The following is a 23,030-nucleotide window of genomic DNA, read 5'->3' on the forward strand; positions in this document are numbered from 1 at the left end:
ATCAGAACTCGATCCCGGCCTGCGCCTTCACGCCGTCGCGGAACGGGTGCTTGATCAGCGTCATCTCAGTGACCAGGTCGGCGATCTCGATCAGCTCGTCCCTGGCGTTGCGGCCGGTGACGATGACATGGGTATCGGCCGGCTTCTCGTCGCGCAGGAAGGCCACCACTTCCTCCGTCGGCAGGTAATCGTAGCGCAGCACGATGTTCAGCTCGTCCAGCAGCACCATGCGGTAGGACGGGTCGCGGATCATCGCCTTCGCCGCCTCCCAGCCGGCACGGGCAGCGGCGATGTCGCGCTCGCGGTCCTGCGTCTCCCAGGTGAAGCCCTCGCCCATGGCGGCGATCGTCACCAACTCCGGGAACCGCTCCAGCACGTGCCGCTCGCCGGTGTCCCAGCTGCCCTTGACGAACTGCACCACGCCGGTGCGGAAGCCGTGGCCGATGGCGCGCAGCACCATGCCGAAGGCCGCGGTCGACTTGCCCTTGCCCTTGCCGGTGTGGACGATCAGCAGGCCCTTCTCGATCGTCTTGCCGGCCAGCATCCGGTCGCGCACCGCCTTCTTCTTCGCCATCTTCTCGGCGTGGCGGGCGTTGATCTCCGCCTCGGTCATGCCTTCGGTGGTCATCGGCCGGCCTCCTTCGTCAGCGTATCGAGCTCATGGTAGACGGCATTGGCGCGCGGCTGCCACAGGCCGCGGTCCAGCGCCTCGCGCAGCCGCTCCGCGATCTCCCGCGCCGCCGCGGGGTTGGCCTGCTGCAGGAAGGTCCGCACCTCGGGGTCGCCGAGCATGGCGTCATAGACCAGGTCGAACTGGTGGTCGGCCACGGCATCGGTGGTGGCGGCGAAAGCGAAGAGATAGTCGACCGTCGCCGCCATCTCGAAGGCGCCCTTGTAGCCGTGGCGCATCACGCCGCGGATCCATTTCGGGTTGACCACACGGGCGCGGACGACGCGGGCGATCTCCTCGCGCAGGGTCCGGATCACCGGCCGTTCGGGCCGCGAATGGTCGTTGTGGTAGACCGCGGGCCGGGCGCCGGACAGGTGATGGATCGCCGCCGCCAGCCCGCCCTCGAACTGGTAGTAGTCGTCGGAATCGAGCAGGTCGTGCTCTCGGTTGTCCTGGTTGTGGACCACCGCCTCCACCCGCTCCAGCCGCCGGGCGAACAGGTCGTGCGCGGCCGCGCCCTCGGCCCCGTCGCCATAGGCCCAGCCGCCCCATTCCAGATAGGCGCGGCCGAGATCGGCCTCGTCGCGCCACAGCCGCTCATCGATCAGCGCCTGCAGACCGGCGCCATAGGCGCCCGGCTTGGAGCCGAAGACGCGGAAGCCGGCGCGGCGCCGGGCCTCGGCCTCGGGCATTCCGCCTTCGACCAGCGCCGCCGCCTCGGCCCGCACCCGGGCGGCGAGCGGATTCGCCTCCTCCGGCTCGTCCAGCGCGGCGATGGCGCGGACGGCGCTGTCGAACAGGTCGATCTGGCTCGGGAAGGCGTCGCGGAAGAAGCCGGAGACGCGCAGGGTCACGTCGACCCTCGGCCGGCCCAGCACGCTTTCCGGCATCACCTCGAAGCCGGTGACGCGACGGGACGCGGGGTCCCAGCGCGGCTGCACGCCGAGGAGAGCCAAAGCCTGGGCAATGTCGTCGCCGCCGGTGCGCATGTTGCTGGTGCCCCAGGCGCTGAGCGCCATGGTGCGCGGCCAGTCGCCATGCTCTTGCCGGTGCCGCTCGACCAGCAGAGCGGCGGATTTCCAGCCGAGATGCCAGGCGGCGGGCGTCGGGACGGTGCGGCTGTCGACCGAGTAGAAGTTGCGCCCGGTCGGCAGCACGTCCAGCCGCCCACGGGTCGGCGCGCCGGAGGAGCCGGGCGGCACGAAGCGGCCGTCCAGGCCGCGCAGCAGCCCCTCGATCTCGGCGGCGCCGGAGCGGTCGACGGCCGGGGCGACGCGCGTCTCGATCTCCGCCAGCACCGCGGCGGTGGCGGTCCAGCCCGGTTCCGGCTGCCGGACGCCGGCAACCAGGTCGCGCGCCAGTTCTTCCAGCCGCTCCACCGTGTCGCCCTGGGTGCGCCAGCCTTTCTCCGACCCCAGCGCCGCCGGTCGCGGGCCTGTCCAGGGGTCGCCGAGGCGTCCGTCCAGCGGGTCGAAGTCGAGGCCGAGATCGTTGGCCAGCGCCCGGATCAAAGAGGCGTCGCCGCCCTGCCCCGCACCGCGCGGCACCCGGGTCAGCGCCACCAGCAGGTCGGTGCGCTGGTCGCTCTCCGGCGAGCGGCCGAAGACGTGCAGCCCGTCGCGGATCTGCATCTCCTTCAGCTCGCAGAGATGGTTGTCGATCCGGGCCAGGGCGGAATCGGAGTCTTCGTCCGGCGCCACGCCGCAGTCGCGGTCGAGACCCGTGCTGCGGGCGAGGTCGAGGATGCGATCGCGCAGATGGGCCAGCCGGCGCGGGTCCATGCCGGCGGCCTCGTAGTATTCGTCGACCAACGCCTCCAGAACCCTCAGCGGGCCGTAGCTCTGGGCCCGGGTCAGCGGCGGCGTCAGATGGTCGATGATCACCGCGGCGGCGCGGCGCTTGGCCTGGGTGCCCTCGCCCGGGTCGTTGACGATGAAGGGGTAGAGATGTGGCACGGGGCCGAGGGCGGCCTCGGGGAAGCAGTCCCGCGACAGGGCCAGCGCCTTGCCTGGCAGCCATTCCAGATTGCCGTGCTTGCCCATGTGGACGATCGCCTGGGCGCCGAAACCGCGGCGCAGCCAAGCGTAGAAGGCCAGGTAACCGTGCGGCGGCACCAGGTCCGGGTCGTGATAGGTCGCCTGCGGGTCGATGTTATAGCCCCGCGCCGGCTGCACGCCGAGGGCGACATGGCCGAAGCGGTGCACCGCCAGCCGGAAGGCGTCGCCCTCGATGAAGGGATCGGCCTCCGGAGGCCCCCAGCGATCCGAGACCGCGGTCCGGACCGCCTCGGGAAGGCTGTCGAAGAAGGCGCGGTACTCGGCGAGCGGATAAGCCACGCCGCCGGAGCGGCCGGCCCGGTCCTCCAGCGCGTTGGTCGGGCCGGCGGAGACCCGGGCCATCAGGGCGGCGGCGTCGGCCGGGGCGTCCTCGACCCGGTAGCCGGCCGCTTCCAGAGCGCGCAGCACCTCGACCGTCCCGGCCGGGGTGTCGAGGCCGACGCCGTTGCCGAGCCGGCCGTCGCGGTTCGGATAATTGGCCAGGACCAGCGCTACCCGGCGCTCGGCCGGCGGCGTGCGGCGCAGTCGGGCCCAGGCGGCGGCCAGATCGGCGGTGAAGCCGATCCGGTCGGGCACAGGGCGGTAGGACACCACGGTGCATTCGGTCAGCGGGTCCCAGCGCGCCTCCGACTTGAACGACACGGCGCGGGTCAGCACCCTTCCGTCGATCTCGGTCAGGGCGACGTTCATCGCCAGGTCCTGGGCCGACAGGCCGCGCGTGCCCTCGCGCCACACCGCCTCGCCGCCGCCCGCGAACACCACCTGCAGCACCGGGCAGTCCGCCGCGTCGAAGGGTGTCGGCTGCGCCGGGCCGCCGGGGCTGGAGACGGCGAAGCCGGTGGCGTTGAGGATCACCGCCGGCGGATGCCGGGCGAAGGCGTCGGTGACCAGCTCGGCCGAGACCGCATCCTTGAGGCTGGAGACGAAGATCGGCAGCGGATTCAGGCCGCGGGCCTTGAGCGCCGCGATCAGAGCGTCGACCGGAGCCAGGTTCCCCGCCTGCACCAGCGCCCGGTAGAAGACGAGGCCGATGACGGCGGCTCCTTCATTCCACCGCCCCGCAATCTCCGCAAACGACGGGTGCCGCAGATCCGGCCAGTACAGGCCGGCGCGCAGCAGCGGCCGCGGCTCGGCCCAGGGCAGGTCCCGGCCGGCCAGGGTCGCGGCATAGGCCAGGAAGTTGCGGGCGTTCTCGATTCCGCCCTCGACCAGATAGCGCCACAGCCGGCCCCTCGCCTCCTGCGGCAGGGTCGAGAGGTCGTCGAGATCGGTATCCGGCTTGTCGTCGCCCGGCAGCACGGCGAGGGCGATGCCCTCGCGCCGGCAGGCGGCGTGCACCTGCTCGATGCCGTAGCGCCAGTAACCGGCCCCGCCGAGCAGCCGCACCACCACCAGCTTCGCCCGGCACACCACGTCGTCGACATAGGTGTCGACCGACAGGTTGTGGCCGAGCTGCAGCAGATTGGCCAGGCGCAGCCGCGGGAAATCCGCGCCGAAGCCGGCGCGCGCCGCCGACAGACAGGCGAGCTCGGTGTCCGCCGCGGTCAGGACGACGATGTCGCCCGGGCTCTGGCCCAGATCGACCGCCTCCGACCCGTCGGCGATGCTGCCCGGCTTGGCGGCGAGGAGGTGCATCAGGCCGCCAGCGCCGCGGTGATGGCGGCGCGGTCGAGGCCGCGTTCGCCGATCACCACTAGGGTGGTGCCGCGCGGCTCGTCGGTACGCCAGGCGCGGTCGTAGTAGTGCTGGATGCGACCGCCGACCGCCTGCACCACCAGGCGCATCGGCTTGCCCTCGACCGCGGCGAAGCCCTTCAGCCGCAGGATGTCGTGCGCCTCGATCACCGGCTTCAGCTTGCGCGCCAGCGCGTCCGGGTCGGCCACGGCGCCGAGGTCGACATGGAAGCTCTCGAAATCATCGTGGTCGTGCTCCTCCTCCGCATCGTGATGCGAGGGGCGCGCCGCCAGGTCGTCCTCGGCGGCGGCGCCGAGGCCCAGCAGCACCGCGGCGTCGATGGCGCCGTGCCGGGCCTTGACCACCTTCACCCCGGGGCGGAGCTGGGCTGCGAGGTCGGCGGAGACCGCGGACAGGGAGGGTTCGTCCAGCAGGTCGGTCTTGTTCAGGATCACCATGTCGGCGCAGGCCAGCTGGTCCTCGAACAGCTCCTCCAGCGGGCTGTCGTGGTCCAAGGCTTCGTCGGCCGCGCGCTGAGCCGCCAGGGCCGCCTCGTCCGGCGCGAAGCGGCCCTCGGCCACGGCGGCGCCGTCGATCACGGTGATGACGCCGTCGACCGTCACCCGGGTGCGGATCTCCGGCCAGCCGAAGGCGCGGACCAGCGGCTTCGGCAGGGCCAGGCCGCTGGTCTCGATCACGATGTGCTCCGGCGGCTCGGAGCGGGCCAGCAGCTTCTCGATGGTCGGGATGAAGTCGTCGGCCACGGTGCAGCAGATGCAGCCATTGGCCAGCTCCACCACATCCTCCTCGCGGCAGGTGGCATCGCCGCAGCTGCGCAGCAGTTCCCCGTCCACCCCGACATCGCCGAACTCGTTGATGATCAGGGCCAGCCGCCGGCCATTCGCCGTCTGCAGCAGGTGGCGGATCAGCGTGGTCTTGCCGGCGCCGAGAAAGCCGGTGACGACAGTCGCAGGAATTTTGGCGGGCATGCGGATCCTCAGGCGGATTTCAGGGTCAGGGGAAGGCCGGCGGCGACGAAGACGACGGAAGGCACGACCGCGGCCACGGCCTGGTGCAGGCGGCCGGCATGGTCGCGGAAGGCGCGGGCCAGGGCGTTGTCGGGGACGATGCCGAGCCCGACCTCGTTCGACACCAGCACCACCGGGCCGGGCGGGGCCGCGAGCCAGCGCACCAGCCGCTCGGTCTCGGCGGCGATGTCGCGGTCGGCATGCATCAGATTGGAGAGCCAGAGTGTCAGGCAGTCGACCAGCACGGCGCGGCCGGGGCCGGCGACCTGGGCCAGCGTCTCGACCAGCTCGAGCGGCGCCTCGACGGTGCGCCAGCGCGAGCCGCGCTGCGCCTGGTGGCGAGAGATGCGCTCCACCATCTCGGCGTCCCAGGCCTCGGCGGTGGCGAGGTAGATGCAGTCGCCCGGCTGACTCTCGACCAGCGCCTCGGCATGGCGGCTCTTGCCCGACCGGGCGCCACCCAGCACCAGCGTCGCCGCCGCCAGCTCAGCCATGAACCCGTCGAAGCTTCACGCCCGCCCCTCCTCTCGGCCGGAAGGGGCTGTCGGACGCCGGATACGATGAAGGGCCCGAAGGCGCCGCGCATCCCGCGCCACCGGTTCACCCCGCCCGGCGGTTCGCACGCATCGCCTCGCCGGCAGGTCTCCTGGCTCGCGGGTCCTCGCCTGCCTCCGCCTTCCCGGCCAGGGGCCAGTGGCTGTCGGAGGTCGGCTCGCCGCCTACAGTTGCGGGGGCAGCCGCGGATCAGGCCTCCTGAAGGGATAGACCGTCCCGCGTTCCCTTTTCATCCCGTCGGGCGTCCGCCCTCGGGGAACCGGCTGCGCGATGGCGGCACAGTAGGCGGCGCGCGCCGGGCGGTCAATCGGCGCCGCGCTCGGCGCCTCACGGTCAGGTCGCGGCCAGCCGCTTGCCCACGGCTTCCAGGATCAGGCGATGGGCCCGTTCGACGATGTCCTCCATCGACCGGGTCCTGGCGAACATGGAGGCGGCGCGCGCCCGGATGTCGTCGCGCGTCGGCAGGGCCGGGATATGCGCCCTGGCCAGCAGATCCGCGATGCGTTGCTGTGTCGCCACCCTGGCGTCCTGGAGGTCGGCCAGGGTCGGCGCATGGGCGTGCGCCATCGCCTCGCGCACCGCCGTCGCGATGCGTTCGATCTGGAAGCTCGCCGCCAGCTCCGTCGCCGCCCGCTCGATGATCTTGGTGCCGAGCCGCTGCTCGTTGCGCAGCACGGCCTCGGGCGGGGTCTTCAGGTTCCAGACCAGGCCGCACCAGGACAGCGCCTTCAGGATGTAGAAGGTCGGGTCGATCTCCCACCACCGGAAGCCCTGGCGCACGCTGCTCTGATAGGCGTGGTGGTTGTTGTGCCAGCCCTCGCCCATGGTCAGGATCGCGAGCAGCCAATTGTTGCGGGAATCGTCGCCGGTGACGTAGCGCTTGCGGCCGTGCACATGCGCCAGCGAGTTGATGCAGAAGGTGGCGTGGTAGACCAGCACCGTGCTCCAGACGAAGCCGACCACCAGCCCCGGCCAGCCGCCGATCAGGAAGGTGACCGCGGCCAGGATGACGGCCGGGACCAGCTCGTATTTGTGCAGCCACATCAGCTCGGGGAAGCGGGCGAAATCGGCGATCCTGGTCAGGTCCGTCTCGCGGTGGCGGGTCGAGAAGATCCAGCCGAGATGGGCATAGAGGAAGCCCCGATGCCGCGGCGAATGCACATCCTCCTCCGTGTCGGAATGGAGGTGATGGTGCCGGTGCTTGGCGGCCCACCACAGCACGCTCTTCTGCGCCGTGCTCTGCGACAGGAAGGCCAGCACGGCCTGGAAGGCCCGGCTGGTCGAATAGGCCCGATGCGCGAAGTAGCGGTGATAGCCGGCCCCGATGGCGAAGATGCGCAGGATATAAAGCGCAGCACAGATCGCCAGGGACTGCCAGGTGATCCCGGTCCAGATCGCTGCGAAGGCGGCGAGATGGAACAGCACGAAGGGAGCCGCCTCCGGATACAGGATGTCCTCGTGGTCGACCGAAGTCTCGGCCGGGCGGGTCTTCGCGATGGTCATGGGGTTTGCGCGATCCTCGGCGTCTTTGATGTATCACCTCGACGGAGAGGGCGCCGGGTGTCCCCTAGATGGGGATCGAGGCGGCAGCATCAAGCGGAGCCGTCGCCCGGCCCCGCCTCCCCACCCTTCCGGTGCCCTCTTCGGGCGCAGGCCCACCGCGTCAGGCGGCCTGGCCCGTCTCCCGTACGGTGGTCCGCAGCCGCTGAGCGTAGACGTTGATCACCAGCGCCGCCAGCAGGATCAGGCCGCGGATCAGGATCTTCAGGAAACTGTCGATGTTGACGTGGTCCAGGCCGTTGTTCAGCACGCCCAGGATCAGAAGGCCGACGATGGTGTTGCCGATGCCGCCGCGGCCGCCGAACAGGCTGGTGCCGCCGACCACCACCGCGGCGATGGCGTCGAGCAGGAAGGTGTCGAACTCGTTCTGCTGGGCGCTGCCGAAATAGGCCACGCCAAGCATGCCGGCGATGCCGGAGCAGACGGCCGAGATCACCAGCACCGCGCCGATGATCAGCCGGACATTGACGCCGGAGAACTCGGCGGCCTCGCGGTTGCCGCCGACCATGTAGACGTAGCGGCCGAAGCGCGTGTAGGTCAGCACCAGATGGGCGACCAGCAGCGTCAGCCCGGCCACGATCACGATCCAGGGGATGCCGCCGATCGAGCCGGAGCCGAGGGTGACGATCAGCGGCGGCACGGCATAGGCGATCTGGCCGCGCACCAGCATGGCGCAGATGCCGGCGCCGATCTGCATCATCGCCAGCGTCATAATGAAGGACGGAATGCCGATCCGCGTCACGCCGAAGGCGTTGACCAGGCCCAAGACCACGCAGCTCGCCAGCGCCACCAGGATCGCAGCCCAGCCCGGCAGCGGCACATTGGCGATGTTCACATAGGATTCCTGCACCGTCAGGAAGGCGACGACGATGCCGGTGGCGTTGGCGATGGCGGCAACCGACAGGTCGATCTCGGCGCATAGAATGACGAAGGTCAGGCCGACCGCGATGATCGCGGTGACCGAGACCTGGTTCAGGATGTTGCTGAAATTGCCGACCGTCAGGAAGGACGGGCTGGCGATGCCGAAGAACACCACCAGAGCGATCAGCGTGATGAAGGGGGCGATGTTGCGCAGCTGGCTGCCCAGCATCGCGCCGAGCCGGGAACCGGGGCTGCGTGTCGTCTGCGTGGTCTGCGCGTCCATGATGATTCCGCCCCCTGTCACGCCGCCTCGAGCAGGCGGTCCTTGCTGACCGTGCCGTCCGCGAATTCGCGGGTGATCCGGCCCTTGCGCATCACCAGGATGCGGTCGGCCAGCGCCAGCACCGTCTCGGGCTCGGCCGAGACGACGACGACGCCGATACCCTGGTCGCGCAAGCCCCGCACGATGCCGACCACATCCTCCTTGGCGCCGACATCCATGCCGCGGGTCGGCTCGCTCAGGATCAGCACCCGCGGCGCATAGGTCAGCCACTTGGCCAGCGCCACCTTCTGCTGGTTGCCGCCCGACAGCGCGCCTAGCTCGGCGTCGACATGCGGGGTGCGGATGCGCAGCCTTTCGACATGCTTCCGGGCGATGCCACGCTCGGCCTCCGGCCGCAGCAGCCAGCGCGAGATCCGGTCGAGGATGCTGATCGAGACGTTCTTGTAGATCGGCTCGTGGTGGAACAGCATCGCCCGCCGGCTCTCCGGCACGAAGGCGATGCCCGCGCGGCGCGCCTTGGCGGTGCTGGAGAGCCGCACGGGACGGCCGCCGACCGAGATCCGCCCGGCATCCGAGGGCAGCTTGCCGAACAGGGTCCGCGCCAGCTCAAGCTGACCGCAGCCCATGAAGCCGTAGATGCCCAGCACCTCGCCCGCTCGCACCTCGAGCGAGACGTCGCTGTATCGACCGGCGAGCGACAGGCCGTCGACCGACAGCACCACCGGCTGGCCGGGCTTCGAGTCCAGCCGGAACTCGCCGGTATAGCTCTCCTCCAGCTCCTCATGGCCGGCGCCGATCATGTGGTCGATCAGCGTCATCTTGTCGGTCTCGGCCGCCGGGGCGGTCAGGACGCGCTGGCCGTTGCGGAACACCGTCACCGTGTCGGAGATCCGCAGGATGTCGTCGAGGAAATGGGAGATGAAGACGAAGCTGCGCCCCTCGTCGCGCAGCCGCCGCAGCACGCCGAACAGGCGCTCGATCTCCGGCGGCGACAGGGCGGAGGTCGGCTCGTCGAGGATGACGATGCGGGCGCCGGAGAACAGGACCCGGGCGATCTCGATCAGCTGCTGCAGCCCGATCGGCAGGGTGCCGGCGGGCGTGCGCGGATCGAGATCGATGCCGAGCCGGCGAATCTGCTCCTCCGCCGCGCGCCGCATGCCGGCCCAGTCGACAAGGCCGAGCCGGTTCACCGGCTGGGTGCCGAGGAACACGTTCTCGGCCACGCTGAGGTCCGGCACGATGCTCAGTTCCTGATGCACCATGCCGACCCCGGCCGCCAGCGCGTCGCGAGCCGAGCGGAAGCGCGCGTCATGGCCGTCGATCCGCATCCGGCCGTCATACTCCGAATGCACGCCGGCGATGATCTTCATCAGGGTCGACTTGCCGGCGCCGTTCTCGCCGACCAGGCCGTGGATCTCGCCGGCCTTGAGCGTGAAGTCGACATCCCGAAGGGCCCGGACGCCGCCGAACGCCTTCGAGATGCCGCTGAGCTCGAGCACAGGGGGCTTGGTCATCGTTCGGGTCTGTGTGTCTTCCGCCACCCGTCGTCATTGCGAGGAGGCGAAGCCGACGAAGCAATCCAGGGGCTGGATCGTGCGCCCTCTGGATTGCTTCGCTGCGCTCGCAATGACGGCACGGGGGGCCGGAAACGCTCTCCTGCTGCGGGCCGCGGTCAGATCAGGAAATGATCCTGCATCCACTGCATCCCGGCCGCGTTCGCCTTGGTCACGACCGGACCGTCGGTGACCACGGACTTCGGGATACCCCCCGGCCCGGTCTTCTCGCCGCCGACGACCGCCGCGACCCCGGCGATCACCGCACCGCCATGGATGCGGCTCGACGGGTTGCGCACGGTGGCGAACATGCGGCCATCCGCCACCGCCTGGATCGCCGGCGGCATGGCGTCGACGCCGCCGATCAGGATGTCGGTCCGGTTGCGGGCCTTCATCACGTTGTAGGCGGCCAGCGCCATGTCGTCGTTGTGGAAGAAGGCGGCGCTGATCTTCGGGTACTTGGTCAGATGGGTCTCCCACAGGCGGGCTGTCTTCGACACGTCCCAGTCCGCCGGGTCGGTGTTCAGCACCTCGATCTTCGGGAACTGCTTGACCACCGATTCGAAGCCGCGCGCCCGACCCTGCGCCCCGGTGTGCCCGAGCGCGCCCTGGGTCATGATGATGGTGCCCTCGCCGTTGATGGCGTTACACAGCGCCTGCGTCACCGACGCGCCCATGAACTCATTGTCCGGGGCCAGGAAGCTGTGGACGTTGATCTGGTCCAGCGGCGCGATCAGCGTGTCCATGTCGATCACCGGGATGCCGGCGTCGATCATCTTCTGCACCGGCTGGGTCAGGGTGCCGATGCCAAAGGCCTGGATCGCCACGAAATCCCATTTCTGGGAGGCCATGTTGTCGATCGCGGCGCGCTGCTTCGGCGCCGCCAGCTCGCCGTCGAACCAGGTGATCTCGACGTTGAACAGCTTGCCCCAGTATTCCGCCGCCTGCTTGCCCTGGGCGCACCAGGTCGCCTGCAGGCCGGCATTGGAGAAGGCCGCCTTCAGCGGCTTCTCGGACCGGCCGACGGCTTCCGCCGCCTGCGCCGCCATCTTGAAATCCAGACCGCCCAGCGCGGCCGCCGCGCCGGCTGTGGCCGCCGCGGCCATGATGAAATCACGCCTGCTGCGATGCTCGCGATCGCCCATGGACGTCCTCCCGATATCGTGCTGTCGAAAAACAGTCACACGAGGCTTCTTCCGAGCCCCGACGGAACTCTGGCAGCGCTCGGGAGGCGGCGCAACGGCTATTTGTCAGACAGATTGACCCGCACCTTGCTTTGCCCCACCCGGGCGGCCAGGATCGAGAACGACGGCGCCGGCTCCTCGGCCGCGGCCCGGTTGGCCAGGCGGAGGTAGCGCAGGGGAAAACAGATCGCCTCGACATTGGCGGCGCTGACCTCGGCGGGGCGCCGGGCGTCCGCGACGAGGCCGGCCTCCGCCTTCGCCAGCGCCTGGTCGATCTCGTCCTGGTTGAGCAGGCCCTTGTCCCGCAGCGCTGTCATCAGCGCTGTGAGGGCGGCATAGACGCCTTCGAGCTGGAGATTGGCGGTGTTCATCGGTGACCCTCGGTCTGGCGGCGATCCCCGATCATAGCGCCAGATAGCGTTCCCGTATCCCCTCTGCCGCGGCGAGCTCGACGCTGCTGCCGCTCCACGCCACCCGCCCCTTCTCGATCACGGCATGGCGCTGGGCCAGGCGCAGCAGGGCGTCGAGGCTCTTGTCGACGATCAGGATCGACTGGCCCTCCTGCTTCAGCCGGTCGAGGCAGTCCCAGATCTCGGCCCGAATCAGCGGCGCGAGGCCCTCGGTCGCCTCGTCCAACACCAGCAGCTTCGGGTTGGTCATCAGCGCCCGGCCGATCGCCAGCATCTGCTGCTCGCCGCCGGAGAGCTGGCTGCCACGGTGCCGCCGCCGCTCCGCCAGCCGCGGGAAGGCGGCATAGACCCGGTCGAGGGTCCAAGGCGCCGCCCGGCCGAAGCGGTCGGCGGCGGTGGCGACCAGGTTCTCCTCGACAGTCAGCGTCGGGAAGATCTGCCGGCCCTCCGGCACCAGTCCGATTCCGGCCTGGGCGATGCGGTAGGGTTGCAGGCCGGCGATGTCGGATCCCTCAAACCGGATGCGGCCGGCGCGGGGACGCAGCAGGCCCATCAGGCTGCGGATGGTCGTGGTCTTGCCCATGCCGTTGCGGCCCAGCAGCGTCGCGATCTCCCCCGCCGCCACACTGAAGGAAACGTCGAACAGCACCTGGGCGCCGCCATAGCCGGCCTCCAGCCCCTCGATCTCGAGCAGCGCGGTCATGCCGCCTCCTCGCCGAGATAGGCGGCACGGACCTCGGGGCTGGCGCGGATCTCGGCCGGCGCGCCGGTGGCGATGATCTTTCCGTAGACCAGGACCGAGATGCGATCGGCCAGCGCGAAGACCGCGCTCATATCGTGCTCGACCAGGATCATCGGCACGGTGCCGGCCAGGCCGCGCAGCAGCTCGACCAGCCGCGCCGTCTCCTCTTGGCCGGTGCCGGCCATCGGCTCGTCCAGCACCAGCAGCTTCGGCTCCAGCGCCAGAGCCATGGCGAGCTCGAGCTGCCGCTTCTCGCCATGACTCAGCGCGGCGGCCGGCACCTCGGCGCGGCCTGCGAGGCCGACCCGCTGCAGCAGCGCCCTGGCTGCCGCGTTGATCTCCGCGTCCTGCCCGACCGGCTGGAAGAAGCGGAAGCTGGAGCCCCACCGGCGCTGCACCGCGGTGGCGACGTTCTGCAGCGTGGTGAAGCCGGGCAGCAGGCGGGTGATCTGGAAGGTGCGGGCCAGGCCGCGCTGCGCCCGGCGATGCGCCGGCAGGCGGGTGACGTCCTCGCCCAGGAAGCGGATGGTGCCGGCATCGGGCGCCAGACGGCCGCAGATCTGCTGGATCAGCGTGGTCTTGCCGGCGCCGTTCGGGCCGATCAGCGCGTGGATCTCGCCAGGGCGAACGTCGAAGCTCACAGCTTCGGTCACGGCCAGCGCACCGAAGCGCTTGCACAGGCCTTCGACCGCCAGTACCGGCTCAGTCATGCCGCACCGCCCCCAGCAAGCCGCCCAGCCCACCGCGCAGGAACAGCACCACCAGGATCAGGAGCGGTCCGAAGATCATCCGCCAGTGCTCGGTGACGCCGGACAGCAACTCCTCGGCCAACAGGAAGGCGGCGGCGCCGACGATGGCGCCGTGCAGGCTGCCGATCCCACCCAGCACCACCATCACGATCAGCTCGCCCGAGCGCTGCCAGGACATGTAGGCCGGGCTGACGAACTCGGCCTGGATCGCCAGCAGCGCCCCGGCCAGCCCGGCCAGGGCGCCAGCGATGATGGTGGCGGCCAGGCGATAGGCGAAGGGATCGTAGCCGAGGGCGCGCATCCGCTCCTCGTCCTCGCGGCAGCCGCGCAGCACCCGGCCGAAGCGCGACCGGGTGACGGCCCGGCACAAGGCCCAGGCGGCGACCAGGAGGACCAGCACGATGTAGTAAAAGGCTGACCGATCGTTCAGCCAATCGAAGCCGGCGACCAGCGGCCGGGTCCACAGCGTCAGCCCGTCGTCGCCGCCATAGGCGGACAGGCTGGTCATGGTGAAATAGGCCATCTGGCCGAAGGCCAGCGTGATCATGATGTAGTGTACGCCGCGGGTCTTCAGCGACACCGCGCCGGTCAGCAGCGCGAAGACCGCGGCCGCCAGCATCGCCGCCGGCAGCAGCACCAGCCCCTCCTCCACCCCGGCATCGGCGAGGATGCCGACGGCATAGGCGCCGAGGCCGATGAAGGCGGCATGGCCGAAGGAGACCAGCCCGCCATAGCCGAGGATCAGGTCGAGGCTGACCGCGGCGATGGCGAAGATCATGATCCGCCCGGTCACGGTGAGCGGATAGCTGCCGCCGCCGACCAGCGGCGCCGCAACGGGCACCAGCGCCAGCAACGCGAAGATCAGCAGCGCCGGCCAGACCGAGCGCAGGGCGGAGGAGGACGGGGTCGCCGCCCCGGTTACGACGTCACTGGCCATGGGCGGGGAAGAGCCCGGCCGGGCGCCAGAACAGGATCGCGGCCATCAGCAGGTAGATCAGCATCGAGGCGAGTGCCGGCCCGACCTCGTTGGCCGCGGCCGGCGCCAGCACCAGCCGGAACAGGTCGGTGGCGAAGGACCGGCCGAGCGTGTCGACCAGCCCGACCAGCAACGAGGCCATGAAGGCCCCCTTGATCGAGCCGATGCCGCCGATGACGATGACGACGAAGGCCAGAATCAGGAAGTTGTCGCCCATATTCGGCTCGACCGCGAAGATCGGCCCGGCCAGGGCACCGGCGAAGCCCGCCAGCATGGTGCCGACGCCGAACACGATCATGAACAGCCGGCGGATGTTGACGCCGAGGGCCGAGACCATGTCGGCGTTGCTGGCCCCGGCCCGCACCCGCATGCCGACCCGGGTGCGCGCGATCAGGATCCAGAGCACGAGCGCGACGCCGAGCCCGGCCGCCAGGACCGCGAGGCGGTAGACGGGGTACAGCAGACCCGGCATCAGAGCGATCGACCCCGATAGCGCCTCCGGCATCGGGTAGCTCAGCGGTGCCGAGCCCCAGATCGCCCGCACCGCCTCGTTGAAGAACAGGATCAGCCCGAAGGTCGCCAGCACCTGGTCGAGATGGCTGCGGCTGTAGAGATGCCGGAACACCAGCACCTCGAGCAGCAGGCCGAGCAGCAGAGCCGTCCCGAGCGCCAGCAGCAGGGCCAGGAGGAAATGCCCGGTGAGCCCGTAGAAGGCGACTGCGAAATAGGCGCCCAGCATGTACTGCACGCCATGCGCCAGGTTGATGAAGTCCATCACCCCGAAGACCAGCGTCAGCCCGGCCGCGATCAGGAACAGCAGAACCCCGAGTTGCAGCCCGTTCAGGGTCTGGACGACCAGGAGGGTGGTGCTCATGGCGTCGCCTGGTGCGGCGTGGCCGCGCCGCCCCTCACCCGGTCTCGCTGCGCGAGTCCGACCTCTCCCGTAAACGGGAGAGGTAAATATCCATACGCCCCCCTTTGCCTCTCCCGCGTGGCGGGAGAGGTCGGACGTCCGCCAGGACGTCCGGGTGAGGGCTGGCAGGGTTTCGCCATCACGAACCGGCCCGCTGTCCCGCCTCAATCCATCTTGCACTGGTCGGCGTAGGCGTCGCCGTAATCCGGGAACACGGTTTCGACCCGGCTGGTGACGATCTTGCCGTCATCGCGCTTCACCACCTGGGTCAGGTAGAAATCCTGGATCGGGAAGTTGTTCTTGTTCCAGGCGAAGTCGCCGCGGACGCTGGTCCATTTCGCGTCGCGGATCGCCGTCTTCAGCGTCTCCGCGTCGGTCTTGCCGCCGGCCTGGCGGATCGCGGCGTCGATCAGCTTCGCCGCGTCGTAGCCGTTGGCGGCGTAAAGCGCCGGTTCGTAGCCATAGGCCTTCTCGAAGGCGGCGACGAAGGCCTTGTTGGCGGCGTTGTCCAGGTTCGGCGCCCATTGCGCCCCGGCATAGAGGCCGAGCGCCGCGTCCTTGGTCGCCGGCAGCGTGGTCTCGTCGACGGTGAAGGCGGACAGAAACGGGATGCGGTCGGCCAGGCCCGCCTGGCGGTACTGCCGCACCAGGTTGACGCCGGAGCCGCCGGGCATGAACACGAACACCGCCTGCGGCTCGGCCGCCGCGATCTTCGCCAGCTCGGCCGAGAAATCCTGCTGGTTGACCTGGGTGTAGATCTCCTCCACCACCTCGCCCTTGTAGTGACGCTTGAAGCCGGCCAGCGCGTCCTTGCCGGCCTGGTAGTTCGGGGCGATCAGCGCCACCTTTGCCCAGCCCTTGTCCTGGGCGTATTTGCCCATGACCTCGTGGTTCTGGTCGTTCTGATACGAGACCGAGAAGAAGTACGGGCTGCAGCCCTTGCCGGCCAGGGGCGACGGCCCGGCGTTCGGGCTGATCAGGATCTTGTCGGCGCCGGTCACCGGCTTGGCGATCGCCATCATGACGTTGGAGAAGATGACGCCGACGACGATGTCGACCTGGTCGCTCTCCAGCAGCTTGCGCACCTTGTTGACGGCCACGTCGGGCTTCAGCTCGTCATCCTCGACCACCACCTCGGTCGGCAGGCCGCCGAGCTTTCCGTCAAGTTCCTTGACCCCGAGCAGGAAGCCGTCGCGCATGTGCTGGCCCAGCGCCGCCGGCGGGCCGGAGAGCGTGGCCATGAAGCCGATCTTGAGCTTGCCCTCTTCCGCTTGCGCTGCGAACGACACCGTCGCCATCAGCGCAGCGGCGATCAGGGCCGGAACGCGTCTCGCCATGATGCTCTCCCCGTTTCTTGTCGGGCGCCGACGATGGCCGCCGGTCGCGCCGCCAGTCTTTCATGCGCCTCCGTCGGGCGGAAGCGTTCGGATCATCTAATCACGAAATGCTTTAAGTTTAAAACAGATTTGGGCCGTGATTCCGATCGTGGCGAGCTATCATGGCCGACCGTGTCGAGGAGGCCGACCACATGACTGATCCCGGCTTCACCCTGCGGGCGATGCGGGCCGAAGACTGGCCCGAGATCGTCGAGATGCAGGCCCAGCCCCGCTTCCGCTGGGGCACAATGCAGATCCCGTTCCAGTCACCGGACGCCGTCCGCAAACGGATCGAATCGGCGGCGGCGGACGAGGTCCATATCGTCGCCGTGGTCGAGGGCCGGGTGGTCGGCCGGGCGCAGCTGCAGCCTGGCAAGGGCCGGCGCGCCCATTCGGGATTCATCATCATGGGCGTGCATGACGCCTTCCACGGCCGCGGCATCGGCTCCGGCCTGATGGCCGCCCTGATCGACACCGCCGACAACTGGCTCGACCTGAAGCGGCTCGAGCTCGGCGTCTGGACCGACAACGAGCCGGCGATCGCGCTCTACAAGAAGTTCGGCTTCGAGATCGAGGGCCGCGAACGCGCCTGGGGCTATCGCGACGGCGAATATGTCGACAGCTATCTGATGGCGCGGCTGCGAGGCCTTTAGCCGAAGGCAGTGGCGAGCCGGGCGAATCCGTCCCCGCTGCCCGGCAGGCCGAAGCGCAGCAGCGTCGGCCGGTCCGGGAAGGGGCGGACCAGGATGCCGGCGTGGCCGAGGCGGTCCCAGACCCTCGCCGCCTCCGGATGCTCGACCAGCCGGAACAGATCGGTGCCGCCGCGATCGGCACAGCCATGGGCGAGGAGCAGCGCCGTGAGCCGCTCGGTGCCGACCGACAGGCGCTCCCGCGTCTCGTCCTGCCAGCCCCGGTCCGACAGCGCGGCGATGCCGGTCTCGATCGCCGGTCCCGGCACCGCCCAGGGACCGAGCAGCCGCGCCAGCCGGTCGATCTCCGCCGCCGGGCCGAGCGCGAAGCCGAGCCGGATGCCGGCCAAGCCGAAGAATTTACCGAACGATCGGAGAATCAGCAGGCCCGGGCGCCCGGCTTCCACCGCGACGCTGACCCACGGCGTCACCTCGGCGAAGGCCTCGTCGACCACCAGAAGACCGCCGCGCGCCGCCAGCTCCCCGGCCAGGGCCAGCAGGGTTTCGGCTGCGACGATGCGGCCGTCCGGGTTATTCGGGTTGACCAGCACGACGACCTCGGCTGCCGTGGCCTCGTCGAGCGAGGCGACCGTGGTCACCGTCGCGCCCTCGGCAGCCCAGCAGGCGGCGTGCTCGCCATAGGTCGGACCCAGGATCGCCACCCGGGCGCTGGGACGCAGCCGGGGCAGAAGCTGGATCAGGATCTGGGTGCCGGGCGCGGCGACGATCGGCGCCTCGGCCGGGGCGCCGTAGCAGGCGCGTGCCGCGTCCAGCAGGCGCTGCAGCCGGTCCCGTTGAGGCAGGCGGTGCCAGGAAGCGGGATCGATCGGCGGCACCGGATAGGGCACCGGGTTGATGCCGGTGGAGAGGTCGAGCCAGCCCTCCCGGGGGCGGCCCCAGCGGGCCTCGGCCGCGGCCAGATCGCCGCCATGCGGAACCATGCTCATGCCCGATCGATCAGGTGGAAGAAGGAGCCGAAGACGGAGCCGGCGCGCCGGCCGAGGCGGCCCAGCGGCGCGCCTTCGGCGTCCCAGGCCTCGAACAGCGCCTCGCCCGGACCTTCGGACAGGATCGAGGCATAGTGGAATTCGTGCCCGCGCCAGGCTGCGCCGGCAGCCCCGAGCGGTGTCGCGGCGATCAGCACCGCGCGGCGATATCCCAGATGCAGCCGCCGCTCGGCGAAGGAGGTCTCGACCGGCAGCAGCCCGGCCATGGCGTGGCGCTGCCCCTCGGCATCGGTGAGGCCGGTGCCCAGCACCATGTAGCCGCCGCATTCGCCGTAGATCGCCCGGCCCTGCCCCACCGCCGCGCGCAGCCCGTCGAGGAAGCAGCGGTTGGCGGAGAGCCTGCCGGCATGGAGTTCGGGATAGCCGCCGGGTAGGTAGACCGCGTCGGCGGAGGCGTCCGGCGCCTCGTCGGCCAGCGGCGAGAACGGCAGGATTTCCGCCCCCGCATCGCGCCAAGCGGCCAGGAGATGCGGATAGGCAAAGGCGAAGGCCGTGTCCTGCGCCACGGCGATGCGCTGGCCGAGGGGCGGAAGGGCGAGATTTTTAGAGTCCCCCCTCCCGTGGGGGGAGGGGGGACCCATTTGAGCGACCTGCGTCAGCGCCTCCACATCCACCCCCGCCCCGACCGTCTCCCCGGCCGCGGCCAGGAACGCCTCGAGCGCCGCGTGCTCCCCGGCCTGGACTAGGCCGAGATGGCGGGAGGGCAGCGCCAGGGCCGGCAGGCGCGGGATCAGGCCGAGCACCGGCAGGCCGGCATGGGCCGCGGCGCGGCGCAGCACCGCTTCGTGCCGGGCACTGCCGACCCGGTTGAAGATCACCCCGGCGATCCGGACGTCGTCGCGGAATCCCTTGAAGCCGGCCAGCACCGCGGCGGCGGAGAAGCCCTGGCCGCCGGCGTCCAGCACCAGCACCACCGGCCAGCCGAAACGGGCGGCGAGGTCGGCGGCCGAGCCCCCATTGGTTGTTAGGGAGCCGACCGATCCCGGCCCTGGGGCGCCGTCGAACAGCCCCATCGCGGCCTCGACCACCAGCAGCTCCGCCCCCTCCGCCTGCCGCGCCGCCAGCGCGTCCAGCGTCTGCGGCCGCATCGCCCAGGCGTCGAGATTAACGCAGAGCCGGCCGCTGGCCGTGGCGTGAAAGGCGGGATCGATATAGTCCGGCCCGGACTTGGCCGAGGCCACGGCCACGCCGCGGTCGCGCAGATGGCGCAGCAGGCCCAGCGTGACCACCGTCTTGCCGCTGCCGGAGGCCGGCGCCGCGATCATCAAGCCGGGCGCAAGCATGGCTAGGACGCCGCCTCGCCCTTCCCGCGGGTGCCGAGCGGGTCGGGGGTCAGGTCCCGCCCCTCCAGCGCGCCGAGCCAGTCGAGCGCCGCGCGCAGCCGCACCACCTCGCCCACCACCACCACGGCAGGGGCCTCGATGCCTTGGGCCGCGACATCCTCCGCCGCCCGGGCCAGCGTCGTCTCCAGCACCCGCTGCTGCGGCGTCGTCGCCCGGCTGATCACCGCCACCGGCTCGCCCGGCGACCGGCCGCCCTCGATCAGATGCGCCGCGATCCGGGCGATGTGCTTGATCGCCATGTAGATCACGATCACCGGCGAGCCGCGGGCGATCGCGTCCCATTCGACGCCGCCGGTGACGTCGCCGCTGGCGTCGTGGCCGGTCAGGAAGGTGACGGCATGGTTGGTGTCACGATGCGTCACAGGGATGCCGGCATAGGCCGGGCCGCCGACGCCCGCGGTGATGCCGGGGACGATGCGGAACGGGATGCCGGCCTCGACCAGGGCCAGCCCCTCCTCCCCGCCCCGGCCGAAGACGAAGGGGTCGCCGCCCTTCAGCCGCAGCACCCGCTTGCCGGCCTGGGCGAGCTGGATCAGCTTGGCCGTGATGTCCGGCTGCTTCGGCGACGGCTTGCCGCCGCGCTTGCCGGCGAATTCCAGCGCGGTGCCCGGCGCGGCCAGGCCGATGATCGCGTCCGACACCAGCGCGTCATAGACCACGACATCGGCCGAGCGCAGCGCGTGCAGCGCGTGCAGGGTCAGGAGGCCGGGATCGCCGGGGCCGGCGCCGACCAGCCAGACCCAGCCGGGCTCGAACTCGGGAAAGGACAGAGGGAGATCAACCATCGCGGCCACCTTAAAAGGCGTGCTGCGGCGCCGCTAGGCACCTTGCGACGCATGACGTATGAGATGAGGCATGGCCCGCAAACCTGAGGGACCGCTGCGGCGCGGCTGGACCACCGGCGCCTGCGCCACCGCCGCGACCGCCGCCGCCACCACCGCGCTTCTGACCGGCCGCTTCCCGGACCCGGTGACGATCACGCTGCCGCGCGGCGAGACCCCGTCCTTCGCCCTGGCGCTGGAGGGCCGCGGGGATGGCTGGGCGCGCGCCGGCATCGTCAAGGACGCCGGCGACGATCCCGACGTGACCCATGGTGCGCTGGTGATCGCCGAGGTGCGGCGCGGCGCGGCCGGGTCGGGCGTCACCTTCAAGGCCGGGCCGGGGGTCGGCACCGTCACTCTGCCCGGCCTGCCGGTGCCGCCCGGCGAGCCGGCGATCAACCCCGTGCCGCGGCGGATGATGACCGAGGTCGTAGCCAGAATCGCCGCCGACCACGGCGATCCCGGCGACGTGGTGGTCGAGATCTCGATCCCGGATGGAGAAAGGCTGGCGCAGAAGACCTGGAACCCGCGGCTCGGCATCGTCGGCGGCCTGTCGGTGCTGGGCACCACCGGCGTAGTCGTGCCCTTCTCCTGCTCCGCCTGGATCCATTCCATCCACAGCGGCATCGATGTCGCCCGGGCCCTCGGCCTGACCCATGTCGCCGGCTGCACCGGGTCGACCTCCGAGGCCGCGGTCGTCGCCCGCTATGGCCTGCCGGACACGGCCCTCTTGGACATGGGCGATTTCGCCGGCGGGCTGCTGAAATACCTGAAGGCGCATCCGATCCCGCGCCTGACCATCGGCGGCGGCTTCGGCAAGCTGACCAAGCTGGCGCAGGGCTTCCTCGACCTCCATTCCGGCCGCAGCGAGGTGGATTTCGACTGGCTGGGCGACCGGCTGGCCGAAGCCGGCGCCCCGGCCGTGCTGGTCGAGCAGGCGCGGCGGGCGAACACGGCGAAGCAGGTGCTGGACCTGGCCTCCGGCGCCGGCATCAAGCTGGCCGATCTGGTGGCGCGCCGGGCCCAGGCGACGGCGCAGGGCGTAGTCGAGGGCAGCGGCGTCGCGGTCGAGATCCTGGTGTTCGACCGCCAGGGCGGGCTGGTGGGGGCCGCCGATGGCTGGTAGGCGGCTGCTGATCCTCGGCGGCACCACGGAGGCGGCGGCGCTGGCTCGCGCCCTGGCCGAAGCCGTTGACTGGGACGTCGTCACCTCCCTGGCCGGCCGCACGCGGGCGCCGGCGGCGCTTCCCGGCACGGTGCGGGTCGGCGGCTTCGGTGGGATCGACGGGCTGGCGGAATACCTGCGAACCAAGCGGATCGAGCGGGTGGTCGACGCCACCCATCCCTTCGCCGCCACCATCTCGGCCAATGCCGCGGCGGCCTGCGCCCTCCTCGGCCTGCCTCTGCTGCGGATCGAACGGCCGGCGTGGACGCCAGGACCGGGCGACCGCTGGATCGACGTGGCCGATGCCGTCGAGGCCGCCGACTGGCTGGCCGGGGCGCTGCCCGCCGGCTCCGCTGTGCTGCTGACCCTGGGCCGGCAGGAGGTGGCGCCGTTCAAGCGCTGCCCCGCCCTGCGCTTCGTGCTGCGCTCGATCGAGCCGCCCGCGGCCGAAGACCTGCCGCCCGACTGCCTGCTGCTGAGCGAGCGCGGCCCGTTCACGCTGGAGAGCGAACGCGCCCTGATCGGCCGGCACGGCATCCGCGCCATCGTCGCCAAGAATGCCGGCGGCGAGGCCACGGCGGCGAAGCTGGCGGCGGCACGCGAGGCGGCGATCCCGGTGGTCATGATCCGGCGCCCGACGCCCCCGGCGACGCCGGTCGTGCCTGACGTCGCCGGGGCGCTGGAGTGGCTCAACCGGCCGCGATGACCACGCCCGCCACGGCGATGGCCGCGCCCAGCGCGCGCTCCACCGGGGCGAAGCGCAGCCGGTTCAGGCCCAGCGCCGCGCCGATGCCGATCCCGTGCAGGATCGCGGTCGCGGCGATGAAGCCGATTCCGTAGGTCACGGCCGAGCCGTCCGGATGCATCTCGGCGCCGTGGGCGTAGCCGTGGAACACGGCGAACAGCCCAGTCACCGCCATGCCGGCCCAGGCCACCGGCCGCACCGCGAGCGCGATCAGCGCGCCGAAGACGATGATCGATCCGGCGATGCCGAGCTCGACCATCGGCAGGTCCAGGCCCTGGATGCCGGCGACGCCGCCCAGCGCCATCAGGGTCAGGAAGGCCAGGGGCGCCTGCCAGATATAGCGGCCGCCGACCTGGCCGGCCCAGATGCCGACCGCGACCATGGCGAGGATGTGATCGAGGCCCGAGAACGGGTGCGCGAAGCCGGCCGAGAAGCCGACCACGTCGTGCCCCGGATGGGCATAGGCCGCCACCGGCAGCAGGGTCGCCAGCGCGGTCAGGGCGAGGGTCTTGGCGAGTTTCATTGTGGTCTCCAGGGTCGGGTGATCGGGTTCATGCGTAAGAAACCGTCATCGCGAGGAGCGAAGCGACGTGGCGATCCAGGGGCCGGTGCCGCTGGATGGCCACGCCCCTTCGGGGCTCGCCATGACGGTTCGGGGTTTTGGGCCAT

The 23,030-nt window shown here is 70.8% G+C and carries 21 protein-coding genes and 1 riboswitch; of the genes, 3 read left to right on the forward strand and 18 right to left on the reverse strand.

The features are described from left to right. Position 1 precedes the first annotated feature (1 nt). The 14 genes from cobO to KXR53_RS24700 form a co-directional block, all read right to left on the reverse strand. Positions 2-628, reverse strand: a complete 627-nt coding sequence (gene cobO / locus KXR53_RS24635; RefSeq protein WP_437377943.1) for a cob(I)yrinic acid a,c-diamide adenosyltransferase — start codon at positions 626-628, stop codon at positions 2-4. Next, positions 625-4,362: a cobaltochelatase subunit CobN gene (gene cobN / locus KXR53_RS24640; protein WP_437377944.1), complete on the reverse strand. Its 3,738-nt coding sequence runs from the start codon at positions 4,360-4,362 to the stop codon at positions 625-627. Before cobN ends, cobO begins: the two co-directional genes overlap by 4 nt. Beyond that, entirely contained in the window at positions 4,362-5,390 is a 1,029-nt protein-coding gene (gene cobW, locus KXR53_RS24645) for a cobalamin biosynthesis protein CobW (protein WP_437377945.1), read from the reverse strand. The genes cobN and cobW overlap by 1 nt, the downstream gene beginning before the upstream one ends. An 8-nt stretch (positions 5,391-5,398) precedes the next feature. Then, entirely contained in the window at positions 5,399-5,923 is a 525-nt protein-coding gene (cobU, locus tag KXR53_RS24650) for a bifunctional adenosylcobinamide kinase/adenosylcobinamide-phosphate guanylyltransferase (RefSeq protein ID WP_437377946.1), read from the reverse strand. Positions 5,924-6,048: 125 nt separating this feature from the next. Beyond that, positions 6,049-6,263, reverse strand: a riboswitch (cobalamin riboswitch). A 54-nt stretch (positions 6,264-6,317) separates the two neighbouring features. Further along, positions 6,318-7,487 carry an acyl-CoA desaturase gene (locus KXR53_RS24655; RefSeq protein ID WP_437377947.1) on the reverse strand — a complete coding sequence of 390 codons (1,170 nt, stop codon included), beginning with the start codon at positions 7,485-7,487 and terminating at the stop codon, positions 6,318-6,320. Positions 7,488-7,647: 160 nt separating this feature from the next. Beyond that, the gene (locus tag KXR53_RS24660; RefSeq protein WP_437377948.1) at positions 7,648-8,688 is read right to left on the reverse strand and encodes an ABC transporter permease; all 1,041 of its coding nucleotides are present in this window, start codon (positions 8,686-8,688) and stop codon (positions 7,648-7,650) included. Positions 8,689-8,705: 17 nt separating this feature from the next. After that, positions 8,706-10,202 (reverse strand): sugar ABC transporter ATP-binding protein, encoded by a 1,497-nt coding sequence (locus tag KXR53_RS24665; RefSeq protein ID WP_437377949.1) that lies wholly within the window; start codon positions 10,200-10,202, stop codon positions 8,706-8,708. Between the two features lie 158 nt (positions 10,203-10,360). Beyond that, entirely contained in the window at positions 10,361-11,386 is a 1,026-nt protein-coding gene (locus tag KXR53_RS24670) for a sugar ABC transporter substrate-binding protein (RefSeq protein WP_437377950.1), read from the reverse strand. Positions 11,387-11,484: 98 nt separating this feature from the next. Continuing rightward, positions 11,485-11,796, reverse strand: coding sequence for a hypothetical protein (locus KXR53_RS24675; RefSeq protein WP_437377951.1), 312 nt, complete (start codon positions 11,794-11,796; stop codon positions 11,485-11,487). 31 nt (positions 11,797-11,827) lie between these two features. Then, positions 11,828-12,538, reverse strand: coding sequence for an ABC transporter ATP-binding protein (locus KXR53_RS24680; protein ID WP_437377952.1), 711 nt, complete (start codon positions 12,536-12,538; stop codon positions 11,828-11,830). Continuing rightward, a complete protein-coding gene (locus KXR53_RS24685; protein ID WP_437377953.1) occupies positions 12,535-13,287 on the reverse strand; it encodes an ABC transporter ATP-binding protein in 753 nt (250 codons plus the stop codon). The genes KXR53_RS24680 and KXR53_RS24685 overlap by 4 nt, the downstream gene beginning before the upstream one ends. Further along, complete coding sequence (locus KXR53_RS24690) at positions 13,280-14,263, reverse strand: branched-chain amino acid ABC transporter permease (RefSeq protein WP_437377954.1); 984 nt, start codon at positions 14,261-14,263, stop codon at positions 13,280-13,282. The genes KXR53_RS24685 and KXR53_RS24690 overlap by 8 nt, the downstream gene beginning before the upstream one ends. Next, the gene (locus KXR53_RS24695; RefSeq protein ID WP_437377955.1) at positions 14,253-15,176 is read right to left on the reverse strand and encodes a branched-chain amino acid ABC transporter permease; all 924 of its coding nucleotides are present in this window, start codon (positions 15,174-15,176) and stop codon (positions 14,253-14,255) included. The genes KXR53_RS24690 and KXR53_RS24695 overlap by 11 nt, the downstream gene beginning before the upstream one ends. A 203-nt stretch (positions 15,177-15,379) precedes the next feature. After that, positions 15,380-16,552: an ABC transporter substrate-binding protein gene (locus KXR53_RS24700; RefSeq protein WP_437377956.1), complete on the reverse strand. Its 1,173-nt coding sequence runs from the start codon at positions 16,550-16,552 to the stop codon at positions 15,380-15,382. A 161-nt stretch (positions 16,553-16,713) separates the two neighbouring features. Here KXR53_RS24700 and KXR53_RS24705 point away from each other — a divergent pair, with 161 nt between their 5' ends. After that, positions 16,714-17,244, forward strand: coding sequence for a GNAT family N-acetyltransferase (locus KXR53_RS24705; RefSeq protein ID WP_437377957.1), 531 nt, complete (start codon positions 16,714-16,716; stop codon positions 17,242-17,244). Here KXR53_RS24705 and cobD read toward each other — a convergent pair. The 3 genes from cobD to cobA are packed head-to-tail and all read right to left on the reverse strand — an operon-like array spanning position 17,241 to position 20,415. Then, on the reverse strand, positions 17,241-18,227 hold the full coding sequence (gene cobD / locus KXR53_RS24710; protein WP_437377958.1) for a threonine-phosphate decarboxylase CobD: 987 nt from the start codon (positions 18,225-18,227) through the stop codon (positions 17,241-17,243). The two genes, KXR53_RS24705 and cobD, sit on opposite strands and share 4 nt — an antisense overlap. Further along, positions 18,224-19,570, reverse strand: a complete 1,347-nt coding sequence (locus tag KXR53_RS24715) for a cobyrinate a,c-diamide synthase (RefSeq protein ID WP_437377959.1) — start codon at positions 19,568-19,570, stop codon at positions 18,224-18,226. The genes cobD and KXR53_RS24715 overlap by 4 nt, the downstream gene beginning before the upstream one ends. Before the next feature lie 2 nt (positions 19,571-19,572). Next, a complete protein-coding gene (gene cobA, locus KXR53_RS24720) occupies positions 19,573-20,415 on the reverse strand; it encodes a uroporphyrinogen-III C-methyltransferase (RefSeq protein WP_437377960.1) in 843 nt (280 codons plus the stop codon). Between the two features lie 70 nt (positions 20,416-20,485). Here cobA and KXR53_RS24725 point away from each other — a divergent pair, with 70 nt between their 5' ends. Further along, positions 20,486-21,577, forward strand: a complete 1,092-nt coding sequence (locus KXR53_RS24725) for a cobalt-precorrin-5B (C(1))-methyltransferase (protein WP_437377961.1) — start codon at positions 20,486-20,488, stop codon at positions 21,575-21,577. After that, entirely contained in the window at positions 21,567-22,322 is a 756-nt protein-coding gene (locus tag KXR53_RS24730; RefSeq protein ID WP_437377962.1) for a cobalt-precorrin-6A reductase, read from the forward strand. The genes KXR53_RS24725 and KXR53_RS24730 overlap by 11 nt, the downstream gene beginning before the upstream one ends. Here the strand turns inward: KXR53_RS24730 and KXR53_RS24735 are convergent. Next, positions 22,306-22,884 carry a HupE/UreJ family protein gene (locus tag KXR53_RS24735; RefSeq protein WP_437377963.1) on the reverse strand — a complete coding sequence of 193 codons (579 nt, stop codon included), beginning with the start codon at positions 22,882-22,884 and terminating at the stop codon, positions 22,306-22,308. The genes KXR53_RS24730 and KXR53_RS24735 overlap by 17 nt on opposite strands. Between the last annotated feature and the right edge of the window lie 146 nt (positions 22,885-23,030).

This window comes from Inquilinus limosus, from assembly GCF_051487185.1.
Classification (GTDB): domain Bacteria; phylum Pseudomonadota; class Alphaproteobacteria; order DSM-16000; family Inquilinaceae; genus Inquilinus; species Inquilinus limosus_F.